Below are 13570 nucleotides of genomic sequence, written 5' to 3'. Positions count from 1 at the left end.
TGGGTCACCCTCGATGCCCTGGGACCTCCATCCACGGGGCACGTCACCCGGGTCGCCGTAGACGGGCAAGGTCGCATGGTGCTGCCGCAACGGCTGCGGCGTCGCCTCATCACCGCACCCGGCGAGGTCCTCCTGAGGGAGACCGCCTACGGGGTGCCGCTCACTCCCGTGGCCGAGGAAGGTGCGGTCGAGGACGCTCCCGATGGTTGGCCGGCCGCGACTCACCCCTCACGGCGCGGTCTGTCCAGCCGGTGCGACGCTCGCCGTCGGATCGCCGGCGGGGCGGCCACGGGTGCGGGCGGACCTGGCGTCACAGCGTCGAGGCCTCAGCGAACTCCGGCGTCCCCCCGGGCAGCACGCGGGAGGCTGCGGCCTGCACCGCCGCGCGTCCGGCGGGGCCCGGGTCCTCGCCGTGCCACACGCCGCAGTCCAGCCCGTCGACGAAGGCGCCCAGCAGGTTGCGCCGGGCCAGCCGGGCGCCCGGACGGTACCAGCGCAGGAAGGCGTCGGCGTGCGCGCGCACCTGCCGCCGCAGCAGCGCGGACAGCTCCTCCTCGCTCGCGACCACGGTGGCCGAGGGGTGGTCCGCGGCGGCGTCCCCGGGCAGGCACCAGAACCGATCGTCGAGCAGGACGACGCCGTCGGCCCAGGACTCGGCCGGGTGCTGCCGGAAGGCGAGTGAGCCGGCGTCCACCCGGGGCACGCGGCGGGCGGCGGCGAACAGCCGCCCGCCCACGGTACCGGGCAGCTCGGCGTACCAGCCGAGCACGTGAGCCGCGGCCGCGCGCGGGTCGCTGCGGCGGTGCTCGGCCGCCTGGTGGGCGGCCGCCGCCCGCTCCCAGGCGGTGACGAAGGCGGCGTCGACGTCGGCGCAGCGCACCCAGTCCTCGTCGGGCCGGCCCGGGACCAGGCGCCAGCTGACCCACTCGTCGTCGGCGTCGATGGCCGCCAGCGTGCCGGCCAGCGGGGCGTCGACGAGCACGCCACCGGGCACCGTCGCCCTCCTGGTCGTCACCGGCGCCCGACAGCGGCGGCCGGCCGGGCGGCGGGCGCCGGGGTGGGCCGCGGTCGGGCCGGGAGGGTGCGCCGACGGCGGCCGACCGGCACCACCAGCGGCGTGCCGGTGACCGGGTCGTCGATGACGGTGGCCTGCAGGCCGAACACCTCGCGGACGACGTCGGCGGTGATGACCTCGCGCGGCGGGCCCTGCGCCGCGATCCGCCCCGCGGACATGGCCACGACGTGGGAGGCGTAGCGGCAGGCCTTGTTGAGGTCGTGCAGCACCATCACGATCGTGCGGCCCTGCGTCTCGTTGAGCTCGGCCAGCAGGTCCAGCAGCTCCACCTGGTGGGCCAGGTCGAGGTAGGTGGTCGGCTCGTCGAGGAGCAGGATCGGGGTGTCCTGGGCGAGCGCCATCGCCAGCCAGGCCCGCTGGCGCTGGCCGCCGGAGAGCTCGTCGACCGGGCGGTGCCGCAGGCCGGCGGTGTCGGTGAGGGCCAGCGCCTGTTCAACGGCCCACTCGTCCTCCGCCGTCCACTGCTGGAACCAGCGGTGGTGCGGGAACCGGCCGCGGCCGACCAGGTCCTCCACGGTCAGCCCGTCCGGGGCGCTGGCGCTCTGCGGCAACAGACCCAGCCGGACGGCGACCTGCCGGGTCGGCATCCGGGTGATCGCCTGCCCGTCCAGGTAGACCACCCCATGGCGCGGCTTGAGCAGCCGCGCCAGTGCCCGCAGCAGGGTGGACTTGCCGCAGGCGTTGGGCCCGCAGATGACGGTGACCTGTCCCTCGGGGATCGCCACCGACAGGTCGCGCACCACCGGGTCGCCGTCGTAGGCCAGCTGCAGGTGCTCGGCGCGCAGGTCGGTCATGACGCGGGCCCTTCCTCGCCGGTGGCGTCGAGGAGGGCCTGCAGGAGCAGCTCCGCCGCGACGTACGTGCCGCCGTTGTAGACCGGCTGGGGCAACTCGACCACCCGGCCGTCCCGGACGGCCGGGATGTTCGTCCACAGGGGGCCGGCCTGGAGCTCGGCGATGCTGCTCGGCCCGCCCTCGGCCTGGGTCGTGGTCACCAACAGGTCGCCGGTGGCCACCTCGAGCTGCTCGTTGCTGTACTCGATGACGCTCTCCTGGGCCTGCTCGGCGGGAGCGTCCCCGGTGTCGACGCGGTAGCCGGCCTCGGCCGCCACCGAGCCGCCGAAGCCGCCGAGCACGTCGAGGCGGAACTGCCCGGGCCCCGAGCCCCGGAGGAAGGTCACCACCGTCTCGCCGGCCGAGGCCGGCACCTGCTCGAGCAGCCGCGTGTAGCGCTCCCGGACCTCCCCGGCCCGCTCCTCGGCGCCGACCGCGGCGACGGTCTGGTCGAAGGCGTTCGCCCAGTCGGCGTTGGTCGGCCGGGACACGACCACGGTCGGGGCGATCTCGGTGAAGGTGGCGTACTGGTCCAGCGCGAACTCCTCGATGAGGATCAGGTCGGGGGCCAGCCCGGCCAACCGCTCGACGTCGGTCTCCTCGGCCCCGACCTCCTCGATCCGGGCGGGGTCGACGCCGGGGATGAGGCCGGCGTCGGCGTAGGGGGCCAGCCACTCCGCCACGTCGGTGGGACCGGCCAGCGGCTGCACCCCGACCGACGCGAGGTGGCCGGCCAGGACCTCGCTGGTCGTGGCCACCCGCTCGGGCGCGAGGGGCACCTCGGTGGACCCGCCGGCGTGCTCGACGGTGCGGGTCTGCCGGCCGGCGTCCGCGGTGTCCTGGGGATCGGCGGTGTCGGCGCCGCAGGCCGCGAGCGCGCAGCCGAGCACGGCCGCCACGGCGGCACGGGCGAGCGTCCGACGGGGGGGCTGCCTGGTGAGGGGTGGGGGGAGCACGGTGGGGCCTCTCAGCTGAGTCGGTTGCTGCGGTACAGCAGGAACAGGAAGTACGGGGCGCCGACGGCGGCGGTGACCAGCCCGGCCGGCAGGCTGACGGCGGCGAAGGCGTGCTGGGCGACCAGGTCGGAGGCGGCGAGCAGCAGCGCACCGACAGACGCGGAGAGCAGCAGCACCCCGCCGGTGAGCGGGCCGGCGAGCATGCGGGCGATGTGCGGGGCGATGAGGGCGACGAAGCCGATGGGCCCCGCGACCGCCACCGCGGTCGCCGCCAGGCCGGCTCCGACGGTGATCAGCGCCGCCCGGGCCGGCTCGGCGCGCACGCCGAGGCTGCGCGCGGTGTCGTCGCCCAGCTGCAGCGCGGTGAGGTGGCGGGTGAGCCAGAAGGCCGGGGGCAGCAGCACGCCCAGCCCGACCACCAGCACCGTGACGTCGCGCCAGTCGGCGCCGTAGAGGGTGCCGGTGGTCCACAGCACCGCCGGGGCGATCTCCTCGACCGGGTAGCGGACCAGGATCAGGGTGGTCAGGCTGCCCAGCACCGCGTTGACGCCGATGCCCACCAGCACCAGCCGGCTGCCGCTGATGCCCCGGCGCCAGGTGAAGGCGTACACGGCGAACGCGGTGACCAGCGCGCCGGCGAACGCCCCGGCCGGCAGCAGCAGCGCCGAGCCGGTGACCACGATCAGGTAGACGGCCACCAGCGAGGCGCCGGCGTTGACCCCGATGACGTCCGGGGCGACCAGCGGGTTGCGCACCAGCCCCTGGAACACCGCCCCGCTCGCGGCCAGCGCAGCGCCGGCCAGCAGCGCCGCCAGCACCCGCGGCAGGCGCAGCGTGCGGACGACGAAGTCGTGCGCCGGGTCGGCGGTGCCGACGCCGAACGTGCTGGCCAGCACGTCCGACAGCGGTACCGGGAACTCCCCCAGCGTCATCGTCCAGGCCGCCGCCGCCAGGGCCAGCGCGGCGACGACCGCGCCGAGGGCCGCGGTGCGCACGCTCAGCCGCGCCGACACCGGCACCCGCCGGCTGCGGACGGTCAGCCGGCGAGGTCCGGCGTCCGGCCGCGGCCGGGCGTGCTCGACGGGTGGGGTGGCCACGGGGCGGCGTCCGCTACAGGCCGGCCAGCTTGCGCCGGCGGGCGAGATGGATGCGGAACGGGGCGCCGACGATCGCGGTGACGATCCCGGCCTGCAGCTCCGCGGGGCGGGCCACGACGCGGCCGACGACGTCGGCGGCGATGAGCAGCACGGGGCCGAGCACGGCCGCGTAGGGCACCAGCCAGCGGTGGTCGGGTCCGACCAGCGCGCGGGCGACGTGCGGCACCGCCAGGCCGACGAAGCCGATCGGCCCGGCCGCGGCCACCGCGCCCCCGGCCAGCAGCACCACCAGGACGGCGCAACCGGCCCGCACCAGCGCCGTCCGCTGGCCCAGCGAGCGGGACACGTCCTCGCCCAGGGCGAGCGCGTTGAGCTGCCGGGTCAGCAGCAGCCCGACCACCGTACCGCCGACCAGGAACGGACTGACCTGCCAGAACACCCCCAGGTCGCGCCCCGCCAGCGACCCGGCCAGCCAGAACCGCACCTCGTCGAGGGTCCGCTCGTTGAAAACCAGCACCCCCGACGTCCAGGAGCCCAGCAGCGAGGTCACCACGACGCCGGCCAGCGCCAGCTTGACCGGGCTCGGGCCGGTCCGCCCCACCGAGCCGATGCCGTACACCAGCACCGTGGTGACCGCCGCCCCGGCGAAGGCGAACCACACGTACATCGACGGGCTCACCACGCCGAGCAGGAAGACCGCGGTCACGATGGCGAAGGCGGCGCCGGCGTTGACACCCAGGATGTCCGGCCCGGCCAGCGGGTTGCGGGTGACCGCCTGCATGACCGCGCCGGCCACCGCCAGCGCCGCCCCGACGCCGAGGCCGATCAGCGTGCGCGGCAGCCGCAGCGAGGTGACGATCAGGTGCTCGTTGGAGCCATCGAAATCGGTGAACGCCCGCCACACCGTCTGCGCGGACAGCTCCACCGAGCCGACCCGCAGGCTGAGCAGACACACGCCCAGCAGCAGCACCAGCAACAGCACCAGGCCCCCCGCACGGGAGCCCGCGCGGCAGAGGAGCCCGCGGCGGCGGTCCCCCCCGTCCGGGCGCACGGCCGCCGGGCGGGCGACGAGCACCGCCATCAGTGCCCGGACCGGGGGCGATCGCGGGACATCCAGCCTCGCATGAGGTGAGGCTTGCCTAACCTGTTGCGCCGTGTCAAATCCTCCCCGTCAGCGGCCGCAGCCAGGGGGGTCGACCGTCCGCGGGGACCGGTGCTGATCGCCAACCGCCGCGGAACCCTCCGGTCGTCCCCGACCGTCCTCGGGCCCACCCGCGACAAGAAGCGCGCCCGGAGCACCCGATCACGTGGCGTGTCCCCGGCCACGCGCGCTCCGGAGGCCATGGGTGGGCGCCGGGTGTGGTCGTCAGGCGACCAGCACGGCGCTGGGACGGTCGTGCCGTCGACCGGCGTGGAACCACTTCCCAGGTCGGCACCTAGCGTGGCGGCTGTGCCGGGCCGACACCTCCACGTCCCGCAGACGCCCTCCGCCTCGCCGACCGGGCCGCCGAGCAGCTCGAGGACGCCCTCGGGAGTGACCACGACGTCGCCATCGTGATGGGTTCGGGCTGGGCACCCGCTGCCGGGACCTTCGGCGAGGCGGCCTCCTCGGTGGCGATCGGCGACCTCGCCGGCTTCAGCGCTCCGACCGCGCTCGGGCACGGCGGACAGATCCGGTCGGTGCGGGTCGGTGAGCGCAAGGTGCTGCTCTTCCTGGGGCGTACGCACCTCTACGAGGGTCGCGGCGTGGAACCGGTCGTGCACGGAGTGCGGACGGCACCCACGGCCGGCGTACGCACCGTCGTGCTGACCAACGCCGCAGGCGGCTGCGTCCCGACCACCGGGTGGGACAGGTCGTCCTCATCGCCGACCACCTGGACCTGACCGCGCTGTACTCCCCGCGGCTGCGCGCCCTGGCCCGCGAGCTCGACCCGTCGCTGACCGAGGGCGTCTACGCCGCGCTGCCGGGACCGCACTTCGAGACCCCGAGATCCGCATGCTGCGCACGATGGGCGCCGACCTGGTCGGCATGTCCACCGCACTGGAGGCGATCGCGGCCCGCGCCGCCGGGCTGGAGGTGGTCGGCCTGTCGCTGGTCACCAACGCCGCAGCCGGTGTCACGGGCGAGCCGCTGGACGCCGGCGAGGTCGTCTCCGCCGGCAGAGCCGCGGCCAGCGGTCTCGGCAGCCTCCTCGTGCGGCTGCTGGAGCGGCTGCCCTGAGCGGCCGTGCCGTCGCCAAGGCCCTCCTGGGCCGTCGCGTCACGGGCTGCGGGTGCGGTCGTCGGACCGGTCTGCGCGGCTCGGGTGGCCGGCGTCGGCTCCGGCCGACCGCCCCGGCTGGCCGCGCTCATCGGGCGCCGCCCGTCGTCTGGGTCTCCCGGCGGAGCACGAGCACCCGGTGCTCAGCAGTCAGGGGAGGGCCAGGGTGTGCACGCCACCGCCCAGCTGGTCATCGACGCTGACAGCCGCCTGCTCGTCGGTGCGACGTTCGTCGGCCCTGGGGTCGGCGAGCTGCTGCACGCGGCCACCATCGCGATCGTCGGCCAGGTGCCCGTCGACACCCGCTGGCACGCGGTACCGGAGTTCCCGACCCTCAGCGAGGTTTGGCTGCGCCTGCTCGAGCAGGAGCGCGGCGTGTCCTGACCGACCGGGCCGGGCCGACCTCGGGCGTCGCGGACCCGCTGCAGAGCTGCCTCGGCTCGCCCGACCGGCGGCTCAGGTGGTGACCGCGACTTCCACGCCGTCCCCGTGGAAGGACCGGTGTCCCGCGATCGGCAGCGCCTCCGGCAGCGGCTCGCGGTAGCACCACACGACGTCGTCGTACCGGTGCCCGTCGACCACGACGTGCTCGTAGGTGGCCACGCCCTTGTACGCGCAGACCGTCGTCGTGGCACTCGGCTCCAGCACGCCGGGCCGGACGTCGGACCCCGGCACGTACCAGCGCACCGGCAGGCCGGTCTCGACCACGGCGAACGGGCTGCCGGTCTCGGCGACCACCTGCCCGCCCACGCGGACCACCACGTGCCGGGACGAGCGGCGGACGTCGACCCGGTGGAACGGGTCGCGCGGGTGGCCGATCTGCACGTCGTCCTCGACCAGCCAGGTGTCCAGGGCCTCGAAGGGGAAGGAGACCAGGCCGGCCAGCGGCGGGCAGCCCTCCACCGGGTCGGGGTAGGACCACGCCGCGTCGGCCACGCGCCGGCCGTCGACCGCCAGGTGCCAGTACACGGCCTCGCCCTTGAACGGGCAGGTGGTGCGGGTGTCGCTCGGCTCCAAGACGCCCGGTGCCACGTGAGCCTCTGGCAGGTACCAGCGTGGCAGCAGCCCCGTCTCGTGCAGCATCACCGCGCCGGTTGTGTCCACCACCGTCTCCCCGCCGAGGATGCCCCGGATGCGCTCCTGCACGGGGTGGAGGAACAGCGCGTGCGCGGGCGCGACCGACCACAGGTCGGCGTTCAGCTGCCCCGCCGACGGCCGCGCGAGCGGCCCGGTGCCTAGGGTCAGCGACACGGTCCCTCTCCTCTCCTGCTCGGGCGCCGGCTCACCGGACCCGGCTCAGCCGGCCGGTCGCGACGTCCAGGACGACGCCGCGCACGCCAGCCTCCCCCGGGACGAGGGGGCTGTCCAGGCTCCGCCGCCGTTGCCCGGGGGGTGCGGCCGGGCGACGGGACGGAGCCGGACCTGGCGGGCCCGCCGGCAGTCGGTCGGCGTCTAGCGACGACACGGCCAGACCCCATCCGGTGTCGTGGTGGCTGCCGGGCTCGGCACGCTGAACCACACCGGACTGACCGTCGAGGCGCTGCGCGCCCGCGGCCTGGAACCCGCCGGCCTGGTCGTCGGATCCTGGCCGGCCGAGCCGGGCATGGCCGAGCGCTGCAACCTCGCGGACCTGCCACGGGTGGGCGTCCCGCTGCTCGGGTCGGTCCCGGCCGGAGCCGGCCGGCTGCCCCCGGAGCACTTCCGCGCCGCCGCCGGCGGGTGGCTCCCCTCCCCCGCGTGGTGACCGCTGATCGGTCGCCCGCCGGCGCGGCAGGCGCCCTCCGCCCGGTGCGACCGCGCGGTGCCTGGGTAGTGTTAGTCCTGCAGACACGGGAGCTCGGGCGGACCGGGCTGAGAGGGCGGCTGGACGCGTCGCCGACCGCAGGAACCTGACCGGGTAATGCCGGCGGAGGGACTCGACGTGGTGGGCACCGCCCTGACCGCGGTGGCCGTGGCCGCCGTGCTGCTGTTGTTCGCCGGCGTGGGCCTCGGGGTCGGCCGCGACCGGGACCTGGAGGAGTTCGCCGTCGCCCGGGGCACCCAGGGCGGCGGCGCCCTCGGGCTGTCCTTCTTCGCCTCCGGCGTCGGCGCGTGGGTGTTGTTCGCGCCGCCGGAGGTGGGCGCCTCGGTGGGCCTGGCTGGAGTGGTGGGCTACGCGGTGGCCATCACCCTGCCCCTGCTGGCGCTGGTGCTGCTCGGCCGCCGCCTGCGGGCGCTGCTCCCCCGCGGGCACAACCTCGTGGAGTTCGTGCGGCTGCGCCTCGGACGCGTCATGCACGCGTACGTGCTGGGCATCTCCCTGGGGTACATGCTCGTCGCGCTGGCCGCGGAGTTGACCGCCATCGGGGCGGTGCTGGGGCGCCTGTCCGGCCTGGACCCGCGGGTGGGCGTGGTCGCCGTCGCCGCGGTCACCACGCTGTACACCGCCCACGGGGGACTGCGGGCCTCCATCCGCACCGACGCGTGGCAGGGCTGGCTGCTCCTGCTGCTGCTCGGCGTGGTCGGTATCGCCGTCGTCCGCGCGCTGCCGGACTCGGGGCCCCAGGACGCCGGGCGGCTGCTCGCCGTCGACGGCGCGGGGCTGGAGGGGGCGGCTACCCTGGTCGTCGCCGTCCTGGCCACCAGCCTGTTCCACAACGGTTACTGGCAGCGGGTGTGGTCCGCGCGCGACGAGCGGGCCCTGACCCGCGGGGCGCTGCTGGGTGCCGCGATGCGCGTCCTCGTGGTGCTGCCCGCGGGGGTGGTCGGCCTGCTGGCCGCGGCCTCGGCGGTGGACCTCGGCAACCCGCCGGTGCCCTTCTTCGCGCTGCTGGCCGGGGCCGAGCAGTGGGTGCTGGTCGTCGTCCTGGTCTTCACGGTGGCCCTGGTGACCTCCACCGTCGACACGCTGCAGGGCGGTCTCGCCGCGGCCGTGGTCACCGAGGCGCCGCGGTGGGGGCTGCGCGGCGCCCGGCTGCTCGTGGTGCTGCTCACCGTGGTGCCGGCACTCGTGGCCTTCCAGGGAATCTCGGTGCTCCGGCTGTTCCTGGTCGCCGACCTGCTGTGCGCGGCGACGATCGCGCCGGCCTTCCTCGGGCTGTGGCGCCGCACCACCCCGGCCGCCGCGGTCGCCGGAGCCGTGGCCGGCCTCCTCGGCGCCCTGGCGCACGGTCTGGTCGCCGGCGGGTCCCTCGCCGCCGCGGTCGACGTCGCCACGTTCGCCGACGGCCTGTCGCTGCCGCCCTTCGCCGCGGCCCTGGCGGCGTCCACCGCGGTGACGGTGCTGGTCTCCCTCCTCGGCCGGCGCAGCACCGACCTGCGGGAACTCCCGCGCCGGGTCCGGCCGCTGGACGGGCCCGTGGACGAGCGGGTGGCCCGGTGAACGGCCGGTCCCCCACGGTCCCCGAGCTCGGTGAGCTGGACCGGCGGCTGCTCGCCTGGATCGAGGCGTCGGCGCAGACCCGGGACGACGGCGGCCCGACGCAGGCCCAGGAGGCGGAGTTCGACCGGCTCGCACTGGACCTGTTCGCCGACCAGTACGAGCGCAACCGCCCCTACCGGCGCTACTGCCGGGCGCGCGGCGCAGAGCCCGGGCAGGTGCGCGGCTGGCGGGAGATCCCGCCGGTGCCGCTGAGCGCCTTCCGGGAGCTGACGCTGTCGTGCGCACCACCGGAGCAGGCTGCGGCGGTGTTCACGACCAGCGGCAGCACCGACCCGGGCCGGCGGGGGCGCAACCACCACCCGCACCTGCACCTGTACGACGCCTCGCTGCGCACCGGCTTCCGGCAGTGGTTCCTGCCGGACCGGGCGCAGTTGCGGCTGCTGGTCCTCAACCCGCCGCCGGAGCAGCAGCCGCACTCCTCACTGGCGTACTTCCTGCAGCGACTGGTCGACTCCTTCGGTGCCGCCGGCAGCGGCACCTTCGTCGGCGCCGAGGGGCTGGACCTCGACGGGCTCCTCGCCGCCCTGGCGGCGGCCGAGCGCGACGGCGTCCCGGTGGGGCTGCTGGGGACCTCCTTCGCCTACGTGCACCTGCTCGACGCGCTGGAGGCGGCAGGCACCGCGTTCCGGCTGCCGCCCGGCAGCCGGGTGCTGGACACCGGCGGTTTCAAGGGCCGGTCCCGGGAGGTCCCGGCCGAGGCGCTGCGGACGGCACTCGGCCAGCGGCTGGGCGTCCCGGACGCGTGGTGCGTCAACTACTACGGGATGACCGAGATCAGCACCCAGTACTACGACACGTCCCTGCGGCGGGCGTGGCTCGGGCGGGACCCGGCACCACGGGTCAAGGCCGTGCCGCCGTGGGCCCGCGTGCAGGCGGTGGATGCCGGCACCGGCCGGCCGGTGCCGCCGGGGCAGCGCGGGTTGCTGGTGCACCACGACCTGGCCAACCGCGGTTCGGTCCTGGCCGTCCTGGCCGAGGACGTCGGTCACCTCGCGGAGGGCGGCCCGGCAGGCGGGTTCGTGCTGCTGGGCCGGGCGCAGGGCAGCGCGGCCCGGGGGTGCTCGCTCGCCCTGGACGAGCTGCTCGCGGCGAACGAGGGAGGCCGGTCGTGACCCTGCTGGACCCGCGGGCGCTCGAGGGGGCGGAGCCGGTCGAGGCGGTGGACGCCTGCTTCCTGCCGCAGCTGGACGACGCCGAGCTGGCCGCGCTGGAGTGGACGACGCGCCGCGTGGGCGACGTGCCGCTGCGCGGGCCGGTGGTGACGCCGGCGCTCGTCGAGGTGCTGTGCGAGCGGCTGCTGCGGGCCCAGGCCGAGGTGCTGGCCGACCGCCCGGTGATGGAAGTGCTGGAGACGGTGGGCCGCGTGGTGGCCCGCTGGTCCGACCCCGACCTGCCACAGCGCCGCACCGCCGAGCAGCTGCTGCCGCGGATCACCGGGTACGCCCCGGACATGGTCCGCCGCGGGTTGAGGGACCACCTGAGGACCTTCCGCCGGGACCGGCTGCTGCGCTTCCTCGCCCAGGACTTCGACAACCCGCTGGTGCTCGACGGCTTCCAGCCCAACCGGGCGGGGGGCCTCTCCCGGGCCTACGGGCCCCGGCTGACCACCCAGGTCTTCGCCGGCAACGTGCCCGGCCTGCCCGCCTGGAACCTGGTCTGCGCCCTCCTCGTCAAGTCCGCGACGCTCGGCAAGTCCGCCGGCGCCGAGCCGCTGTTCCCCGTGCTGTTCGCCCAGACCGTCGCCGAGGAGGACCCGGGGCTGGGACGGTGCCTGGCCGTCGTCCACTGGCCCGGCGGGGCCGAGGACGTCGAGCAGGCCGCCTTCGCCCGCTCCGACGCGGTCACGGCCACCGCCGGCCTGCGGGCCACCGAGAGCCTGGCCCGGCGGGTGCCGGTGGGCGTGCCGTTCGTGCCCTACGGGCACAAGGTCAGCTTCGCCGTCGTCGGCTCCGAGGCGCTGGCGTTGACCCGCTACGCCGAGACGGCCCGCCGCGTCGCCCGCGACGTGTCCCAGTACGACCAGCAGGGCTGCCTGTCCCCGCACGTGGTGTTCGTCGAGCGCGGCGGAGCCGTCGACCCACGGGCCTTCGCCGCGGCCCTGGCCGCGGAGATGGACCGCTACGAGCAGGCCCGGCCCCGGGCCCGGCTGAGGCTGGAGGAGGACGCGGCCGTGACCGCGGTCCGCGCCCAGTACGAGCTCCGCTCCTACGACGACCCGGGGGTGCAGGTCATCGCCAGCAGCCCGGGTACGGCGTGGACGGTGGTGGTCGAGGAGCGGCCCGAGCGGTTCGCGCCCTCACCGCTGAACCGGGTGGTGCGCGTGCACCCGGTCGACGCCCTCGAGGACGTCGTCCCGCTGCTGCTGCCGCTGCGCCACCACCTGCAGACCGCCGGCGTCGCGTGCGCACCCGAGCGGCTGGACGCCTGGGCGTCGCTGCTCGGCCGGTGCGGCGTGGACCGGGTCTGCGCCGTCGGGCAGATGCCCCAGCCGGCCGCCGGGTGGCACCACGACGGCCGGGGCAGCCTCGCCGCCCTGGTCCGGTGGACCGACGTCGAGGGCGCCGCGGAGACCGAGGTGGAGCGGTACGACCCGGAGTGGACCCGGCCCTCGCACCCTCCGGACGCCGGCGGACGGCGGTGAGCCCGCCACCGCACGGCGGGCTGGGCCGCAGTGACCTGCTGCGCGACCGGGTCGCGCTGGTGACCGGCGCCAGCCGGGGCATCGGCGCCGTGATCGCCCGGGCGCTCGCCGCGCACGGCGCCGCCGTCGCGGTCAACTACCTGCGCGACGCCACCTCGGCCGCAGCCGTGGTGGCCCACATCCAGGCCGCCGGGGGGCGGGCGCACGCCGTCCAGGCCGACGTCACCGACCCCGACGCCGTCCAGGCCGCGGTCCGCGAGGTGGAGGACCGCTTCGGGCCCGCGGACGTCGTCGTGAACAACGCCCTGCGCGGCTACACCTTCGACCTCCTCGCCCGGCGGACGGTGTGGCAGACGTCGTGGCCGGACCACCAGCGCCAGCTGGAGGGCAGCCTGGGCGGCGCGGTCAACGTCTGCCGGGCGACGCTGCCCGGCCTGCAGGCCCGCGGCGGTGGCCGGGTCGTCAACGTGGTCACCGACCTCGTTGAACGGCCCAGCGTCCCCTATCACGACTACACGACCGCCAAGGCCGCGCTGCTGGGCTACTCGCGCACCCTGGCCGCCGAGCTCGGACCGTTCGGGATCACCGTCAACTGCGTCGCACCGGGCATGGTGCACCCCACCGACGCCAGCCGGACGGCGACCGACGAGCAGCGCGACGCCCTAGAACAGGCGGCACCGCTGCGGCGCCTGGCCACACCGGACGACGTCGCGGGGGCCGTCCTCTACTTCGCCAGCAGCTGGGCGGCCTTCGTCACCGGCGCCTGCCTGTTCGTCGACGGCGGCCTGGTCATGCGGTGACGTCGCCGGCCACAGCGCCCGACCGTAAAGCTTCTCCTCGACCACGAGCCGGATGGCGACGGCCCGTCCCCCTGTCCGGGGTAACGCCGAGATGCGTACCGATCTCGAAGAGGAGCGGCCATGACCGCGACGGAGCATCAGACCCATCCCGAACACGCCCACGTCCATGCACCGGACTGCGGCCACGGGGCGGTCGGGCACGATGGGCACGTCGATCACCTGCACGACGGACACCTGCACCATGCGCACGACGGCCACATCGACGAGTGCACCGGCCAGGTGCACGCCGTCGACGGGGCACACGACCACGAGCACGCGGACAGCTGTGGCCATGCCAAGGTGCAGCACGAGGACCACGTCGACTACGTGCACGGGGCACATCGCCACGCGCCACGCGGCGACCATTACGACGAGCACTGACTTCCAGCGCTCGGGGCCGGACGCTCGCTTGGGCCGGGCCGGTGCCCGTGGCTCGGCTCCTGGGTAC

15 protein-coding genes and 1 riboswitch are annotated in these 13570 nt (G+C 75.8%); of the genes, 9 read left to right on the top strand and 6 right to left on the bottom strand.

The genetic code is table 11. The annotated features are described in order from the left end of the window. Positions 1–310: 310 nt before the first annotated feature. The 5 genes from RTG05_RS10295 to RTG05_RS10275 all read right to left on the bottom strand — a co-directional run bounded on the left by RTG05_RS10295 (position 311) and on the right by RTG05_RS10275 (position 5042). Positions 311–994 carry a hypothetical protein gene (locus tag RTG05_RS10295; protein ID WP_166528543.1) on the bottom strand — a complete coding sequence of 228 codons (684 nt, stop codon included), beginning with the start codon at positions 992–994 and terminating at the stop codon, positions 311–313. A gap of 17 nt (positions 995–1011) precedes the next feature. After that, positions 1012–1869 carry an ABC transporter ATP-binding protein gene (locus tag RTG05_RS10290; RefSeq protein WP_166528542.1) on the bottom strand — a complete coding sequence of 286 codons (858 nt, stop codon included), beginning with the start codon at positions 1867–1869 and terminating at the stop codon, positions 1012–1014. Continuing rightward, positions 1866–2807: an ABC transporter substrate-binding protein gene (locus RTG05_RS10285; RefSeq protein ID WP_166528541.1), complete on the bottom strand. Its 942-nt coding sequence runs from the start codon at positions 2805–2807 to the stop codon at positions 1866–1868. Before RTG05_RS10285 ends, RTG05_RS10290 begins: the two co-directional genes overlap by 4 nt. Positions 2808–2875: 68 nt before the next feature. Continuing rightward, positions 2876–3961 carry a FecCD family ABC transporter permease gene (locus RTG05_RS10280; RefSeq protein ID WP_208104900.1) on the bottom strand — a complete coding sequence of 362 codons (1086 nt, stop codon included), beginning with the start codon at positions 3959–3961 and terminating at the stop codon, positions 2876–2878. 13 nt (positions 3962–3974) lie between these two features. Further along, a complete protein-coding gene (locus RTG05_RS10275) occupies positions 3975–5042 on the bottom strand; it encodes a FecCD family ABC transporter permease (RefSeq protein WP_315912522.1) in 1068 nt (355 codons plus the stop codon). 473 nt (positions 5043–5515) lie between these two features. On the opposite strand from RTG05_RS10275, the gene RTG05_RS10270 reads away from it, so the two are divergent. The 3 genes from RTG05_RS10270 to RTG05_RS10260 all read left to right on the top strand — a co-directional run bounded on the left by RTG05_RS10270 (position 5516) and on the right by RTG05_RS10260 (position 6605). Further along, positions 5516–5845, top strand: a complete 330-nt coding sequence (locus RTG05_RS10270) for a nucleoside phosphorylase-I family protein (RefSeq protein ID WP_315912521.1) — start codon at positions 5516–5518, stop codon at positions 5843–5845. A gap of 124 nt (positions 5846–5969) precedes the next feature. Further along, entirely contained in the window at positions 5970–6182 is a 213-nt protein-coding gene (locus RTG05_RS10265; RefSeq protein WP_315912520.1) for a phosphorylase family protein, read from the top strand. Between the two features lie 207 nt (positions 6183–6389). Beyond that, a complete protein-coding gene (locus RTG05_RS10260) occupies positions 6390–6605 on the top strand; it encodes an oxidoreductase dimerization domain-containing protein (protein ID WP_315912519.1) in 216 nt (71 codons plus the stop codon). Between the two features lie 72 nt (positions 6606–6677). On the opposite strand, the gene RTG05_RS10255 is transcribed toward RTG05_RS10260, so the two are convergent. Then, positions 6678–7472 (bottom strand): DUF427 domain-containing protein, encoded by a 795-nt coding sequence (locus RTG05_RS10255; RefSeq protein WP_166528539.1) that lies wholly within the window; start codon positions 7470–7472, stop codon positions 6678–6680. A gap of 238 nt (positions 7473–7710) precedes the next feature. On the opposite strand from RTG05_RS10255, the gene RTG05_RS10250 reads away from it, so the two are divergent. The 6 genes from RTG05_RS10250 (at position 7711) to RTG05_RS10225 (ending at position 13503) form a co-directional block, all read left to right on the top strand. After that, the gene (locus RTG05_RS10250; protein WP_208104898.1) at positions 7711–7965 is read left to right on the top strand and encodes a hypothetical protein; all 255 of its coding nucleotides are present in this window, start codon (positions 7711–7713) and stop codon (positions 7963–7965) included. A 75-nt stretch (positions 7966–8040) separates the two neighbouring features. Further along, positions 8041–8153: riboswitch (TPP riboswitch) on the top strand. Next, positions 8143–9582 (top strand): sodium:solute symporter family transporter, encoded by a 1440-nt coding sequence (locus RTG05_RS10245; protein WP_208104897.1) that lies wholly within the window; start codon positions 8143–8145, stop codon positions 9580–9582. (Overlaps the previous riboswitch by 11 nt.) Beyond that, positions 9579–10754: a LuxE/PaaK family acyltransferase gene (locus RTG05_RS10240; RefSeq protein ID WP_208104896.1), complete on the top strand. Its 1176-nt coding sequence runs from the start codon at positions 9579–9581 to the stop codon at positions 10752–10754. The genes RTG05_RS10245 and RTG05_RS10240 overlap by 4 nt, the downstream gene beginning before the upstream one ends. Further along, positions 10751–12283 (top strand): acyl-CoA reductase, encoded by a 1533-nt coding sequence (locus tag RTG05_RS10235; protein ID WP_166528537.1) that lies wholly within the window; start codon positions 10751–10753, stop codon positions 12281–12283. Before RTG05_RS10240 ends, RTG05_RS10235 begins: the two co-directional genes overlap by 4 nt. Then, complete coding sequence (locus RTG05_RS10230) at positions 12280–13083, top strand: SDR family oxidoreductase (RefSeq protein ID WP_208104895.1); 804 nt, start codon at positions 12280–12282, stop codon at positions 13081–13083. Before RTG05_RS10235 ends, RTG05_RS10230 begins: the two co-directional genes overlap by 4 nt. Before the next feature lie 120 nt (positions 13084–13203). Continuing rightward, entirely contained in the window at positions 13204–13503 is a 300-nt protein-coding gene (locus RTG05_RS10225) for a hypothetical protein (RefSeq protein ID WP_166528536.1), read from the top strand. Positions 13504–13570 lie beyond the last annotated feature (67 nt).

The sequence above is a fragment of the Geodermatophilus sp. DSM 44513 genome, assembly GCF_032460525.1.
In the GTDB taxonomy this organism is placed as follows: domain Bacteria; phylum Actinomycetota; class Actinomycetes; order Mycobacteriales; family Geodermatophilaceae; genus Geodermatophilus.
This window is presented reverse-complemented; position numbering and strand designations above follow the sequence as displayed.